10 protein-coding genes and 1 tRNA gene are annotated in these 15,018 nt (G+C 68.6%); 7 read left to right on the top strand and 4 right to left on the bottom strand.

The window, feature by feature from the left end; translation table 11 throughout:
- Positions 1-123 precede the first annotated feature (123 nt).
- A tRNA-Ala gene (locus tag ACVOME_RS08040) sits at positions 124-199 on the bottom strand.
- Positions 200-415: 216 nt separating this feature from the next.
- On the opposite strand from ACVOME_RS08040, the gene ACVOME_RS08045 reads away from it, so the two are divergent.
- The gene (locus tag ACVOME_RS08045; RefSeq protein WP_481504960.1) at positions 416-2,746 is read left to right on the top strand and encodes a TonB-dependent receptor; all 2,331 of its coding nucleotides are present in this window, start codon (positions 416-418) and stop codon (positions 2,744-2,746) included.
- A 67-nt stretch (positions 2,747-2,813) separates the two neighbouring features.
- On the opposite strand, the gene rnd is transcribed toward ACVOME_RS08045, so the two are convergent.
- Positions 2,814-3,893, bottom strand: a complete 1,080-nt coding sequence (gene rnd / locus ACVOME_RS08050; RefSeq protein ID WP_053520336.1) for a ribonuclease D — start codon at positions 3,891-3,893, stop codon at positions 2,814-2,816.
- An 84-nt stretch (positions 3,894-3,977) separates the two neighbouring features.
- Between rnd and ACVOME_RS08055 the strand changes: the two genes are divergently transcribed.
- Together ACVOME_RS08055 and ACVOME_RS08060 are read left to right on the top strand one after the other, a co-directional pair.
- Positions 3,978-5,861 carry an SUMF1/EgtB/PvdO family nonheme iron enzyme gene (locus ACVOME_RS08055; RefSeq protein ID WP_481504961.1) on the top strand — a complete coding sequence of 628 codons (1,884 nt, stop codon included), beginning with the start codon at positions 3,978-3,980 and terminating at the stop codon, positions 5,859-5,861.
- Positions 5,862-5,947: 86 nt separating this feature from the next.
- A complete protein-coding gene (locus ACVOME_RS08060; RefSeq protein WP_053520218.1) occupies positions 5,948-6,844 on the top strand; it encodes a M48 family metallopeptidase in 897 nt (298 codons plus the stop codon).
- A gap of 34 nt (positions 6,845-6,878) precedes the next feature.
- Here ACVOME_RS08060 and xseA read toward each other — a convergent pair whose 3' ends face one another.
- Positions 6,879-8,219, bottom strand: coding sequence for an exodeoxyribonuclease VII large subunit (xseA, locus tag ACVOME_RS08065; protein ID WP_053520217.1), 1,341 nt, complete (start codon positions 8,217-8,219; stop codon positions 6,879-6,881).
- A 69-nt stretch (positions 8,220-8,288) separates the two neighbouring features.
- Complete coding sequence (queG, locus tag ACVOME_RS08070) at positions 8,289-9,365, bottom strand: tRNA epoxyqueuosine(34) reductase QueG (protein ID WP_111186445.1); 1,077 nt, start codon at positions 9,363-9,365, stop codon at positions 8,289-8,291.
- A 23-nt stretch (positions 9,366-9,388) separates the two neighbouring features.
- On the opposite strand from queG, the gene ACVOME_RS08075 reads away from it, so the two are divergent.
- The 4 genes from ACVOME_RS08075 to mutL all read left to right on the top strand — a co-directional run bounded on the left by ACVOME_RS08075 (position 9,389) and on the right by mutL (position 15,012).
- Positions 9,389-10,873 (top strand): NAD(P)H-hydrate dehydratase, encoded by a 1,485-nt coding sequence (locus tag ACVOME_RS08075; protein WP_481504962.1) that lies wholly within the window; start codon positions 9,389-9,391, stop codon positions 10,871-10,873.
- Positions 10,870-11,352, top strand: coding sequence for a tRNA (adenosine(37)-N6)-threonylcarbamoyltransferase complex ATPase subunit type 1 TsaE (gene tsaE, locus ACVOME_RS08080; protein ID WP_065181918.1), 483 nt, complete (start codon positions 10,870-10,872; stop codon positions 11,350-11,352). Before ACVOME_RS08075 ends, tsaE begins: the two co-directional genes overlap by 4 nt.
- Before the next feature lie 82 nt (positions 11,353-11,434).
- Complete coding sequence (locus ACVOME_RS08085; RefSeq protein WP_164150591.1) at positions 11,435-12,985, top strand: N-acetylmuramoyl-L-alanine amidase; 1,551 nt, start codon at positions 11,435-11,437, stop codon at positions 12,983-12,985.
- A gap of 131 nt (positions 12,986-13,116) precedes the next feature.
- Positions 13,117-15,012, top strand: coding sequence for a DNA mismatch repair endonuclease MutL (mutL, locus tag ACVOME_RS08090; RefSeq protein WP_481504963.1), 1,896 nt, complete (start codon positions 13,117-13,119; stop codon positions 15,010-15,012).
- Positions 15,013-15,018: the final 6 nt, after the last annotated feature.

Below are 15,018 nucleotides of genomic sequence, written 5' to 3' on the forward strand. Positions count from 1 at the left end.
CGGGCTCGGTCATGCGCAGGTCGCGCGTCTCATCGGCCCGTTAGCCCTGGGCGCGCAACGAAAAAGGCCGGACCCTGAGTGTCAGGAGTTCCGGCCTTTTTCATGCCCTGGCGGGCATGTGGATGGTGGAGCCAAGGAGGATCGAACTCCTGACCTCGTCATTGCGAACGACGCGCTCTCCCAGCTGAGCTATGGCCCCGTAGTGCGGTGTCATTGTATCGCTGGCGGTCGGCCTTGCCAAGCGACGCGCGGCCGTGGCCATAGGCGACTGTGCCGAGTCCGCCGGCTTTCGTGCGATTCCGTTGCGCGAAACGAAATCGTAACAATTTGGAGGATAATCCCCAGTCTGCGCAGCAGTTCCCTTTCTCGCCGCCCGGCCCGCGCAGGCCGCCCGGACGTCTCCTCAGAGCTTTCGATGCCTCCCCATACCGATTCCCGCCGTCTGTCGGGCATGTCGTCTTCCCTCGTTTCCTTCCGTCGCCATCCGCTCGCGCTGGCCTGCGCAGGCCTGGCGCTGGTCGGCAGCTTCGGCGCCGCGGCGCAGGACAGCGCGCCGACCCCCACCGGGCTGGATACCATCACCGTGACCGCCGAACACCGTGAGCAGAACCTGCAGGAGGTGCCGGTGTCGGTGGGCGTCGTGCAGGGCGAGCGCATGCGCGACTTCACCGCCGGCGGCGACGACACCCTGCTGGCGCTGTCCGGCCGCGTGCCGAGCCTGTATGCGGAAACCACCACCGGTCGTATCTTCCCGCGCTTCTACATCCGCGGGCTGGGCAACATCGATTTCTATCTGGGTGCTTCCCAGCCGGTGTCGATCATCCAGGATGACGTGGTGCTGGAGCACGTGGTGCTCAAGTCCAATCCGGTCTACGACGTGGACCAGGTGGAAGTACTGCGCGGCCCGCAGGGTTCGCTGTTCGGCCGCAACACCACGGCCGGCATCGTCAAGTTCGACACGCTCAAGCCGACGCAGGACTACACCGGCCGCGTCAGCGCCAGCTACGCCAGTTACAACAGCGTGTCGATCGATGGCGGCTTTGGCGGTCCGATCAACGATATCGCCTCGTTCCGCGTGTCGGCCCTGTACCAGCATCGCGACGACTATGTCGACAACACCTACAGCGGCCCGAGTGCGGATGGCACCGTCAGCCCGAAGAAGAACGCCATGGGCGGTTTCGATGACCGCAACGTCCGCGCCCAGCTGCTGCTGACGCCGAGCGAGCAGTTCTCGATCCTGGCCTCGGCACACGCGCGCGATTACGAAGGCACCTCGACCCTGTTCCTGCGCGGTGCGCTGACCAAGGGTTCCAACCGCACCGACGTGCCGCGCGACCAGGTCGCCTACGACGAAGCCGACAACAACCCGCAGGCCTACAAGACCTACGGTGGCTCGGTGAAGGCGCGCTACGACTTCGGCGCGATCGACTTCACTTCGATCACCGCGTATGAAACCACCTCCGGTTACAGCCGTGGCGATACCGATGGCGGTGCTGCGGTGAACTACCGGGTCAACGGCGTGCCCAATGGCTACGGCCAGTCGATGGGCCGGATCCGCGACCTGGACCAGTGGACCCAGGAATTCCGTCTGGCCAGCCATGACGACAGCGCGTTGCAGTGGCAGGCCGGCGCATTCTATTTCAACGGCAGCGACACCACCGACTTCTACCAGCGTGCCTGGTTCCTGCAGGGCGCTGCGCGCAATCCGAACAACTGGGTACGCCTGCGCAACAAGAACACCTCCTGGGCCGGTTTCGGCCAGCTCAGCTACGCCTTCACCGACAGGTTCACGGTGACCGCCGGCCTGCGCCAGACCCGCGACGAGAAGCACACCCGGCTGCTGAAGACCGCCGACACCGCTGCCGGGGTGGTGACCTACAAGGGCCGCACCGACGTCAGGATGTCCGATACCACGCCCAGCTGGGACCTGAGTGCGATGTACCAGATCACGCCGGACGTCAGCGTCTATGCGAAGGTGGCGCGCGGCTTCCGTGGGCCCACCATCCAGGGCCGTTCGGCGGTATTCAATGCCGACTTCACCACCGCCGACTCGGAGACCATCCTGTCCTGGGAGGCCGGCGTGAAGAGCAGCCTGTGGGACAACCGCCTGCGCCTGAACGCCACCGCGTTCACCTACACCGTCAACGATATCCAGCTCAACGGCAACGATTCGGACGGCAACGGCGTGCTGTTCAACGCAGACAAGGCCAAGGCGTATGGTTTCGAAGCGGACATGGAACTGCGTCCGGTTCCCAACCTGACCCTGAGCGCCGGTGTCAGCCTGCTGCACAGCGAAATCAAGGACAAGCGCGTGTACGCGCAGGTCTGCGGCCTGAATGGCCAGGTGGTGTGCACGGTGGATGATCCGACCATCAAGGTGGGTGCGAACACCTTCGCGCAGATCGACGGCAACCCGTTGCCGAACGCACCGAAGTACAACGTCAACCTGGCCGCACGCTACGATTTCCCGGTCAGCGACGCGGCCACGATGTTCGTGTCCACCGACTGGAACAAGCAGGGCTATACCAGCTTCGTGCTGTATGACAGCAAGGAGTTCAACTCCAAGGGGGACTTCGAGGGCGGCCTGAAGATCGGTTACTCCGGCAACTACGGTGCCTATGAAGTCGCGCTGTTCGCACGCAACATCACCAACGAGAAGAATCTCAAGGGCGTGATCGAGAACTACATGGCCGCGGTGTACAACGAGCCGCGTACCGTGGGTGTGTCGCTGAACATGAACTGGTAATCGAACGGTTGCGGGAAGGGGCGGCCCGGTGATCCTGGCCGCCCCTTTCCGTTGCTGCAGCGGGTTGTCAGCGCACCGGCAACAATGGCTGCAGGCGCGATTCCAGCGCCTGCTGGCGCCATCCGGCCAGCGCCGACGGCCACTGGCGGTGCTCCAGGTAGCTTTCCAGGTGCTTGCGCGAGGCCAGCACCCCGTCCGCCAGGCCCAGCTCGCGGCTGCATTCGGCCACGGCGTCCTGCATTTTCTTCAGCGTCTTCTTGCTGCTGTCGGTGGGCTGGGTTGCCAGCGGCGCGTCCTGCTCATCGGCCAGCGGAGTGTCCAGGGCCTGCCACACGGCGGCTGTCAGCTTGCGCGGCGCCTTCGGGAACGGCTCGAACAGCTTGGCGAGCGCGTCGACATCGGCCGGTGGCGAGCGCGCCAGCAGGGCGGCAAGTTCGTTGTCCAGGATCCAGCTGCGCGGCCGGTCGCTCTGGCGTGCCTGCACATCGCGCCAGCGCAGCAGGCGCAGCAGGCGTCGCTGTGCCTCGGCATCGAGGAACTGGGCCGAGCGCATGGACAGGTGCGGCCAGCGGTCCTCATCGTTGGCGACGCTGGCCAACAGGCGTTCAGCGTCGTCGTGCAGCCACTGCTGGCGTCCCATCGCCTGCAGTCTCGCGTCGATCGCGTCATGCAGCGCGAACAGGTGCTCGACGTCATCGGCGGCATACTGCAGCTGCGACTCGGAGAGCGGGCGGCGCATCCAGTCCGAGCGGGTCTCGCCCTTGGCCAGGGTCACGCCGGTGATCTCCTGCACCAGCTTCTGGTAGCCCATGCCGGCACCGATGCCGGCCAGCGCCGCGCCGATCTGGGTATCGAACAGCGGTCGTGGCAGCACGCCGCAGGTCCATTTGAAGGCCACCAGATCCTCGCTGGCGCTGTGCATCACCTTGATGATCGACGTATCGGTCAGCCAGGGGGCCAGTGCTTCGGGCATGCCGGGAATCAGCGGATCGATCAGCAGGATGTCCTCGCCGACCGCCATCTGCACCAGCGCCAGTTGCGGCCAGAAGGTGCGTTCACGGATGAATTCGGTGTCCAGACCGATGCGGGTGGGACGCTGCTGGTAGTACGCATCCAGCTCGGCGGGGGTGGTGATCCAGATTGCCACGGGTCAGGGCCTGCTACTCGGGTTTGCTCAGGCAGGGGAGAATAGCCTAACGTCGGTCCGCGTCCGTGCCGAAGGAGGCTCTGCTTGCGTTTTCCGCTGTCGTCCGCGCTGTGCGCCAGCCTGGCCCTGGCTCTGGTCGCCTGCACCCCGTCACCGCCGACACCGGCAGGCAAGGCCGGCGAGGGTTCCGGCCAGGCGGCATCGCCGCCGGCGCCGGAGGATCGGCCGGCGGTGCAGGGCAGCGTGACCATCGCCGGTCAGGATGCCGCCGAAGACGTGCAGCAGTGGACGCCGCCCCGTGTCGATCGGGAGGGGCGCAGCCTGGCGCAGCTGCGCAGGGCCGCCGAGCAGGCGTTTGCCCAGGATCGGCTGTACGAGGATGGCGATGCCGCCATCCCGCTGTGGCTGGCGGTGCAGGAGGAGGTGCCTGACGACCGCCAGGCCCGTGCTGGCCTGCAGCGTGCCCGCCAGCGCCTGCTGCAGCAGACCGAGGCCTTGCTGGTGCGGCCGCTGCAGCAGCGCGAGGCGCTGGCCGAAGCGGGACGCCAGGCGCTGGTGTTGCTGACCCTGGCCCCTGACGATGAAAAGGTGCGTGCCCTGCAGGCGCGGGTGGAGATCGCGCAACGCGTGGTGGCCTACAACCGGGCCGGCGAGGAGGACCTGCGCGCGGACCGGATCGGCGAGGACGGTGACGGCGCGATCGGCAGTTTCCGCGAGGCGTTGGCGCTTGACGAGGGCAACCGCCGCGCACGCCAGGGCCTTGCTGCGGCGGAGAGCGGCCTGATCCGGCGTGCCGAGGAGGCCGCCCGCCGCCGTGACTTCGCCAGTGCCGGCACCTGGCTGGCCGAAGCCAGCAAGGTCCGTGATTCCTCTCCGACCATCGCCGACGCCTTCGAGCGCATCGAGCAGATCCGGGCCAACACCCTGGCGCAGCTGCGCGACGAGGGCCTGCGCGACCTGGCGACGCCGCAGGGCCTGAAACCTGCGCGCGAGAAGCTGGCCGAAGCACTGCGCATCGCGCTGCCCGGCGACGCGGTCGTGGCGCAGCTGCGCGAGCGCATCGATCTGGCAACCCATTACGGCAGCTTCCGTCCCGGCCAGGTGTTCAGCGACGCGATGCGCGATGGCGGGCGTGGCCCGCAGATGGTGGTGGTGCCGCATGGCGGCTTCCAGATGGGCGCAGGGGATGCCGAGCCCGGCGCCACCGATGCCGAGCGCCCTTCGCATTACGTGCGGTTTGACCGCGGTTTCGCGATGGCCATCACCGAGGTGACCGTCAGCGATTTCGAGCGCTACGTCAAAGCCACCAATGCCCGCCCACGCGCGACCCGTCGCGGTCATTCGGTGGTCTATGACGAGCGCAGCGGCAACTTCATCCGCCGCAGCGGTGTCGACTGGCGCTCGGATTACGACGGCGCGCGCGCGCTGGGCAACGCGCCTGTGATGCATGTGAGCGTGCGCGACGCGGAAAACTATGCCGCGTGGCTGTCCGAGCAGACCGGCTACAGCTACCGGCTGCCCAGCGAGGCCGAGTTCGAGTATGCGCTGCGCGCCGGCAGCAGCGGCCGTTATCCCTGGGGGGATACAGGCACGCCCCCGCCGGGCAGCGGCAACTTCACCGGCAGCAAGGATGTCTCGCCGTCTGGCCGGCATTGGCACAACGCGTTCATCGGCTATGGCGATGGCTGGTGGGGCCCGGCGCCGGTGGCGAACTTCCGGGCCAACGCGTTCGGCCTGCACGACATGGCCGGCAATCTCAGCGAATGGGTGGCCGACTGCTGGCATTCCAGCTACCGGCGTGCGCCCTCCGACGGCGTGGCCTGGTTCAACCCGGGTTGCCGGGCGCGGGTGATCCGCGGAGGCAACTGGGCGAACTCTCCCGAGCAGACCCGGGCGGCCTGGCGGCAGTCGCAGGACTCGGACACCACCAACGCCCGCATCGGGTTCCGCCTGGTACGCGGCATCTGAGCGGCCGGCTTCACCCGGCGCGGGCTCCGGCACACTAAGATTGCGCCGTGCCCGCCGGCCGGCGGGGCCAGCCGGAAGACCACCGCATGCGCAACGACCCATTTTCCCGCTCGCCGCAGGGCCCGCAGCGGCGTGGCCTGTTCGGCAACATCCGCTGGTGGGTACTGCTGCTGGCGGCGGGTTACGCGGCCTTTTACTGGTTTTCGAACCGGACGGTCGATCCCTATACCGGCGAGAAGGTCATGATCGACAGCAGCCTGGATGCCCAGCAGGAAACCGCGCTGGGCCTGCAGGCCTACCAGCAGATCCTGGCGCAGGAGCGGCCACTGGACCCGAACGCGCAGATCTCGCGTGACGTGCGTGCGATTGCCGAGCGGTTGATCGCCAAGGTCGATGTGGTGGAGACCGCATTGGCGCGGGAGCATGGCGTGGAGCCGGCCCATTTCGCGCGCAGCTTCCAGTGGGAGGTGAACGTGATCCCCTCCGAGCAGGCCAACGCCTTCTGCCTGCCGGGCGGGAAGATGGCGGTCTATACCGGTCTGGTGCCGGTGGCGCGGACCAAGGATGCGATGGCGGTGGTGATGGGGCATGAGATCGCCCATGCGCTGCTGCGCCATGGAGCGCAGCGCATGGCACAGCAGAAGCTGACCCAGATCGGGCAGATGGCCGGGGCTGCCAGTGGCATGGATGCGCAGCAGCAGCAGATGGTGATGTCGGCGATGGGTTATGGCTATCTGCTGCCCTACGCACGCAGCCACGAGACCCAGGCCGATGAGGTGGGGCTGATGCTGGCTGCGGCTGCCTGTTTCGATCCGCGCGAAGCGGTGCCGCTGTGGCAGCGGATGGGCCAGGCTAGTGGTGGTCAGTCGCCGCCGGAGTTTGCCTCCACCCATCCCAACCCGGGAACCCGGATCCAGAATCTGCAGGCCCTGATGCCGAAGGCGCTGGAGTACCGGAAGCAGTTCTGCGAGGCGGCCAGGTAGGAAGGCGCACGCCGGGCTGCGCCTTGGCCCCCGCTTACCTGACCGAGGTGACCTGCACGTCGATGACGCCGTCGCCCACGCGTGCCTGCAGTGCGTCGCCGGGCTGGACCTGTTCAACCTGTCGCACCAGTGCACCATCATCGGCACGGGTCACGATGCTGTAACCGCGAGCCACCGTGGCCAATGGACTGACCGCTTCCAGCGACCGGGCCAGGCCGCGCAGGCGAAGCGCATCGCGTTGCAGCAGCCGCTGCATCGCTGCATGGGGGCGTCCGCGCAGGGCCGACAGGCGACGCTGCATCGCGTCCAGCTGGCGCTGCGGATGATGGCCACGCAGCACCGCGGCGGCATGGCGCAGGCGCGCGGCACGGCGCTCCTGCTGCTGGTTGAAGGCCGCGTGCAGCCGCCGGCCCAGCTCAAGCTGGCGGCGCCGCAACAGGTCCAGCCGGGCCTGCGGACTCTGCGCATTCAATCGCAACAGCGCACGGTCGGCGCGCTGCATGGCCTGTCCTACCGCGTGGCGCTGCAGCTGTGCCAGCCGCGCGGCATTGCGGCGCAGGCGCAGGGCCAGGTCACGCTGGTCGGGGACCAGCAGCTCGGCCGCCACCGACGGTGTCGGCGCGCGCAGGTCGGCGGCAAAATCACTCAGGCTGAAGTCGGTCTCGTGGCCGACGGCCGACACGACCGGCGTATCGCTGGCGGCGATCGCGCGCGCCAGCGCTTCGTCGTTGAACGCCCATAGATCTTCCAGTGAACCGCCGCCGCGGGTCAGCAGGATCACGTCGTAGCGACCACTGGCATCGGCTGCCTGCAGCAGGCGGGTGATCTGCGCGGCGGCGCTGGAGCCCTGCACCAGGGTCGGCAGCAGGTCCACCTCCAGCAGCGGGAAACGACGGCCCAGTACGCTCAGCACATCGCGCACGGCGGCGCCGGTCGGCGAGGTGATCACCGCCAGCCGCCGCACATGCGCGGGCAGCGCCCGCTTGCGTGCAGGATCGAACAGGCCTTCGGCGTCCAAGCGCGCCTTCAGCTCCTCGAACGCCCGCCGCAGCGCGCCTTCACCGGCTTCCTCCATGTGGTCGAGCACCATCTGGTACTCGCCGCGTGCGTCGTACAGGGTCACCCGGCCACGCACCAGCACGCGCATGCCCTCGCGCGGTACGAACTTCAGGTACTGCGCCTTCATCCGGAACATCGCCGCACGCAGCTGTGCCCGTGCGTCCTTCAGGGTGAAGTACAGGTGCCCGGACGCAGGGCGGGCCACACTCCCCAGTTCGGCTTCGACCCAGATCGCCGGGAAGCTGCCTTCCAGCAGGTCGCGCGCCAGCGTGTTGAGCTGGCTGGGAGTGAGAATGTCGTTGTTGCGTGGCTGCATGGGTACGGCGCGCTGCGGGTGGAGCGGGCACTCAGGATCGCACGTTGGCGCGCGCCGGGCACGCCCGGCTCAGGTCGTGCGGTGCTGTGCCAGCGCCCACTGCACGTGCTCGCGCACCAGCGGCGAGGGATCATCGATGCGGGTCTGCAGTGCGGCCAGGGTCTGCGGCGCTGTCGGCGCGTTGCCCAGTGCCACAGCGATGTTGCGCAGCCAGCGCTCATGGCCGCTGCGACGGATCGGGCTGCCCTCGGTGCGGCGCAGGAATTCCGCCTCGTCCCAGGCGAACAGCTGATCCAGGCGCGCGGTGTCCAGGTTGTTGCGTGCGCGGAAATCGGCTTCATCGGTGCGCTTGGCAAACTTGTTCCACGGGCAGACCAGCTGGCAGTCGTCGCAGCCGTAGATGCGATTGCCGATCAGCGGCCGCATGTCCTCGGGGATCGCGCCGTCATGCTCGATGGTCAGATAGGAAATGCAGCGGCGCGCATCCAGCCGCTGCGGGCCGGTGATGGCGCGCGTGGGGCAGATGTCGATGCAGCGCGTGCAGGTGCCGCAGTGCGCAGTGGCGGGCGCGTCGACCGGCAACGGCAGGTCGATGTAGATCTCGCCGATGAAGAACCATGAGCCCCCCTGGCGATCGATCAGGCAGGTGTGCTTGCCGATCCAGCCGAGCCCGGCGTTGCGGGCCAGGGCCCGTTCCAGCACCGGTGCCGAATCGACGAAAACGCGGTAGCCCAGTGGCGCGACTTCATCGTTGATCCGCGCAGCGAGCTTCTGCAGGCGGTTGCGCATCAGCTTGTGGTAGTCGCGCCCCAGCGCGTAGCGCGCTACGTAGGCGCGGCCGGGATCGGCCAGGGTCGCCCAGGCTTCGGTATCGTCGCGGTGGCTGTAGTCCATGCCCACGGAAATGACCCGCACCGTGCCCGGCAGCAGTTCGGCCGGGCGTGCGCGCAGCGTGCCGTGGCGTGCCATCCAGTCCATGGTCCCGTACAGGCCCTGGCCCAGCCAGTCGGCCAGGTGTGCCTCGTCCTCGCCCAGCTCGATGCCGGCAATGCCGCAGCGCTGGAAACCGTGTGCACGGGCCAGTTCGCGGATGCGCTGCACGGCCTGGACCGGGTCGGCTGGGGCAGGGGCGGGGACGGAGGACATGCGCACCAGTATAAAATCCCGGCATGCCCGATCTCTCTCTTCTGTTCGACACCGCTGCTGCGCGCGCGCTGGACGCCCGCGCGTCGGCGCTTGCCGGTGATGGTGGCTGGAGCCTGATGGCGCAGGCTGGCCTGGCGGGCTGGCAGTGCCTGCTGCAGCAATGGCCGGATGCCCGCAGTCTGTATGTGGTGGCTGGCGCCGGTAACAACGGCGGCGATGGCTACGTACTGGCGACCCATGCGCTGCAGGCGGGCCGCCAGGTGCAGGTGATCACCCTGCCGGGCAGGCTGCCCGCCACGCCGCTGGCGCAGCAGGCGGCGGCGGCATTCGCTGCCGCCGGCGGCAGCAGCATCGAATTCGACGGCCAGCTGCCGGTCGCCGACGTCGGCGTGGATGCGCTGTTCGGTCTCGGCCTGGATCGGGCCCCGGCCGGCATGGCGCAGGCCCTGATCGAAGCACTCAACGCCTCTCCGGCGCCGGTGCTGGCACTGGATGTACCCAGCGGTGTCGATGCCGATCAGGGCGGCGTGCCCGGCGTTGCGGTGCGCGCGGCGGTCACCCTGCAGTTCATTGTCTGCCACCGGGGCCTGTACACCGGCGACGCGCTGGATCATGTCGGCCAGCGTCGGCTGGCGCCGTTGGACCTGCCGCAGGCGGCGCGTGAAGGCATCGCGGCCAGCGCGGAACGCTGGGTCGGCGACCGTCTGCGGGCGCTGCTGCCGCCGCGCCGGGCCAATACCCACAAGGGCGAGTCCGGGCATGTGCTGTGTGTGGGCGGCAACCACGGCAGTGGCGGCGCAGCGGTGATGGCGGCCGAGGCCGCACTGCGTGCCGGTGCCGGACTGCTCAGTGTCGGCACCCGTCGTGAGCATGTGGGGGCGATGCTTGCGCGCCTGCCCGAGGCGATGGCGCATGCGCTGGAAGATGGCGCGGCGTTGCCTGCGCTGCTGGACCGCGCACGGGTCGTTGCGATCGGGCCGGGCCTTGGCCAGGACGACTGGGCGCGTGCGCTGCATGCCAGCGTGCTCGCCTGCGGGCGTCCGCTGGTGATAGACGCCGATGCCCTGAATCTGCTGGCGCAGAACCCGCACGCGGTGCCTGATGCCATCCTGACGCCGCATCCGGGAGAGGCTGCACGCCTGCTGGGCTGCAGTACCGCCGAGGTACAGGCCGATCGCTTCGGCAGCGCGCAGGCGCTGGCCGAGCGCTATCACGCCACGGTGGTGCTGAAGGGTGCCGGCAGTGTAGTCGCGGCACCTGCGCGGCTGCCGCGGCTGATCGCGGCCGGCAATCCGGGCATGGCGGTCGGCGGCATGGGAGATCTGCTGACCGGCGTCATTGCTGGACTGCGCGCGCAGGGATTGGACGCATTCGATGCCGCAGCAGGCGGCGCCCTGTTGCACGCGCTTGCCGGCGACGCCGCTGCCATCGACGGCGCGCGTGGTCTGCTTCCCACCGACCTGCTGGCGCCCCTGCGGCGGCTGGCCAATCCGGAACGCTCCCCATGAACGAATACTTCCTTGCCGACAGCGATGCCACCGAACGTCTCGGGCAGTGGCTGGCGGCCACGCGTCCGCCGCAGGCGTTGATCGAGCTGCGCGGCGACCTCGGCGCCGGCAAATCCACCACCGCGCGTGCGCTGCTGCGTGCGCTGGGCGTGCAGGGTGCGATCCGCAGCCCGACCTACACCCTGGTCGAGCGCTATCCGCTGGCCAGTGGCGGCGAGGCGTGGCATCTGGACCTGTACCGCATCGGCCAGGCCGGGGAACTGGATTTCCTGGGCCTGGACGAGGGCAGTGCGGTGCTGTGGCTGGTCGAGTGGCCGGAACGGGGGGCGGGCGCATTGCCGCCGACGGACCTGGTCGTGGCGCTGGAGATCGAGGGCCAGGGGCGCCGGGCGCGTCTCAGTGGGCTCAGCGACGCTGGCCGGGAATGGCTGCAGCGGCTGGCCGAAGGTGGAGACTTGCGGCCTGTTTCTGTCGCCTGACGAGAACAAAGATCGGCAGGTTACGGATTATTAAGGAAAAAGGTATTGCATTCCGTTCAGCGCGGTGATTGAATCCTGAGCCATGCGCCTGGGGAACCGTCTCATCGCCATCTGTGCCGCCGTCGGACTGGGTCTGGCGAGCCTCAGTGCGTGGGCGGGTGAAGTCCGTCAGGTACAGCTGAATACAGGCTCCACCGGCACCCGCGCGGAAATCTCGCTGGTCGGCAGTGGCGGCTACAAGACGCTGTCACTGGCCAACCCGAACCGGCTGGTGGTCGATTTCCCGGATTCCACTGCCGTGCGCAACCTGAAGATGCCGGCTGCGCAGGGCGTGGTGACGGCAGTGCGCACCGGACAACCGGTTCCGGGCACCTTCCGTGTTGTTTTCGATCTTGCGGAATCCGTGGCGCCGTTCCGCCCGCAGATGCAGCGCGAAGGAGAGGCGTCAAAGCTGGTGATCGAATGGCCGGGTGACAGCCCGGGCGTGGCCGCTGCGGCGCCGGCGCCGGCTCCGGCTCCGGTTGCCACGACCACGCAGACGACGGCACCCAGCATGCAGACGCGCAGCGACGCCGCCCGCGCTACCGCGTTGTTGACCGCGCAGGTGCAGCAGCAGGCCAGTGCCACGGCTGCCGCCCCGGCCGCGCCCACGCCGGCGCCGTCCACCGCGCCCGTGCAGGTGGCCGCTGCGGGCACCAGCGCCAGCAGCACCCCGCCGGCATCGTCGCCCGCGGCGATCCTGGCCGGCCAGCGCACCGCTGCGGTGGTGAGCAATCCGCCAGCCCCGGCACCGGTACCGGCATCGCCGCCGCCCGAACCGCCGCGTCCGGCGATGCCCAGCGACGCTTCGCGCATCCGTATGCAGCCTGGCATGCGGCACCTGGTGGTGGCGATCGATCCCGGCCACGGCGGACAGGATCCGGGCGCGATCGGACCCACCGGCAAGCGCGAGAAAGACGTTACCCTGGCGGTGGCGCGTGAGCTGGCCCGTCAGGTCAATGCCACGCCGGGCCTGAAAGCCTATCTGACCCGCGACAGCGACGTGTTCATCCCGCTGCCGATGCGCGCACAGAAGGCCCGCGCGAACAAGGCTGACATCTTCATCTCGATTCATGCGGACGCCGCCGAGAACCGCTCGGCGACCGGTTCATCGGTGTACGTGCTGTCCACCAAGGGTGCCTCGTCGCAGCGTGCGCGCTGGCTGGCGGACAAGGAAAACGCCGCCGATCTGGTCGGTGGTGTGCGCCTGCAGCAGACTGAAGGCACGCTGGCCAACGTTCTGCTCGATCTGGCGCAGAGCGGTTACATGAAAGCGTCCGAAGATGCGGCCGGCCACGTACTGGGTGGACTGAAGCGGATCGGCAACAACCACAAGCCAAACATCGAGCGGGCCAACTTCGCGGTGCTGCGCACCTCGGACATGCCGGCGATGCTGGTGGAAACCGCCTTCATCTCCAATCCGGACGAGGAGCGCCGCCTGATCGACCCGGGCTACCAGCGCAAGATTGCCGGTGCGGTGCTCGATGGCGTGCACACGTTCTTCAGCCGGCAGCCGCCGCCGGGGACGCTCTACGCGGCCCGCGCACAGGCCGAGATCGACGCGGCTGCCACCATGGCCGGCGGCAGCAAGTAGGCCGCACCCTGTTGGACCGGCCATGCCTGGGGCGTGGCGCATCATCGGCATCGCACAGGTGATCCGGCTCGACTCTCCACGCGGTACCTCCGCTATCATCGGCGCATGAAGTCTGCTGCCTACCTTGCCCCATGAGCGCGCCCGGCCCGCGCCCGATCCGGCCTTTGCCGGACATCCTGATCAACCAGATCGCCGCCGGCGAGGTGGTCGAGCGCCCCGCGTCGGTGGTCAAGGAGCTGGTCGAGAATGCGATCGATGCCGGCGCCAGCCGTGTCGACATCGACCTGGAAGAAGGCGGCGTGCGCCTGATCCGCATCCGCGACAACGGCAGTGGCATCGCAGCGGAGCAGCTGCCATTGGCCGTCTCGCGGCACGCCACCAGCAAGATCGCCAACCTGGACGATCTGGAGTCGGTGGCCACGCTCGGGTTCCGCGGCGAAGCGCTGCCATCGATCGCGTCGGTCAGTCGCTTCACCCTGGCGTCGCGCCGCGCAGATGACGAGCACGGTTCCGCGCTGCAGATCGATGGCGGCAAGATCGGCGAGGTCACGCCGCGCGCGCACGCACCGGGTACCACGGTGGAAGTGCGCGAGCTGTTCTACAACGTGCCCGCGCGACGCAAGTTCCTGCGCGCCGAGCGCACCGAACTGGGGCACATCGAAGAATGGCTGCGCTCGCTGGCGCTGGCGCGGCCGGACGTCGAGCTGCGGGTCTCGCACAATGGCAAGGCATCACGCCGCTACAAGCCGGGTGACCTGTATTCGGACGCGCGCCTGTCCGAGACACTGGGCGACGATTTCGCGCTGCAGGCGGTGCGCGTGGACCACAGCGGCGCGGGCCTGCGCCTGCACGGCTGGATCGCGCAGCCGCATTATTCGCGGGCCAGTACCGACCAGCAGTACCTGTACGTCAACGGCCGTTCGGTGCGCGACCGCAGCGTTGCCCACGCGGTGAAGATGGCCTACGGCGATGTGCTGTTCCATGGCCGGCAACCGGCCTACGTGCTGTTCCTGGAACTCGACCCCACGCGCGTCGACGTCAACGTGCATCCGGCCAAGCACGAAGTGCGTTTCCGTGATGCGCGGCTGGTCCATGATTTCGTCTACCGCACGCTGAAGGACGCGCTGGCCGATACCCGAGCCGGCGTGTCGGCGCAGGAGATCGGTGCAGGTGGCGGGCAGGCAGCGGACGCCGGGGCAGCAGCGGCGGCATCGACCGTGGGCGCGTCCGGATTCGGTCTGGTCCGTGGTCCTGCTCCGGGGGCGGGCGGCGGTGGCGGATATCAGGGATGGCGCCCGCAGCAGCCGCTGGGCCTGCAGGTTGCCGATGCGCCGGCCGCCTACGCTGCGCTCTATGCCACGCCTGCTGCAGGCGAAGGCGGCACCGCGCAGCCTGCGATGCCGAGCGGAAACGGCCTGCCGGACACCCGTGCAGACGCGGGCGTGCCGCCCCTGGGGTATGCGATCGCGCAGCTGCATGGCATCTACATCCTGGCCGAGAATGCCGAAGGCCTGATCGTGGTCGACATGCACGCGGCGCACGAACGCATCGGCTACGAGCGGCTGAAGAACGCGCACGATGGTATCGGCCTGCAGTCGCAGCCGTTGCTCGTGCCGATCACGCTGGCGGTGGGCGAACGCGAAGCGGATACCGCAGAGAGCGAGGCCGCGACGCTGGCCGCGCTTGGTTTCGAGGTGACGCGGGCCGGCCCGGGCTCGCTGCATGTGCGCAGCATTCCCGCGCTGCTGGCCCACGCCGAGCCGGAGGGGCTGCTGCGCGATGTGCTGACCGACCTGCGTGAGCACGGCCAGAGCCGCCGCGTAGCGAGCGCGCGCGATGAACTGCTGTCGACCATGGCCTGCCATGGCGCTGTGCGTGCCAATCGCCGGCTGACGGTGCCGGAAATGAACGCCCTGCTGCGCGACATGGAGATCACCGAGCGATCCGGCCAGTGCAACCACGGCCGGCCGACCTGGGCCCGTTTTTCGCTGGCGGAGATCGACCGCTGGTTCCTGCGCGGACGTTGAGGGGAG

The organism is Stenotrophomonas sp. STEN008, from assembly GCF_056760435.1.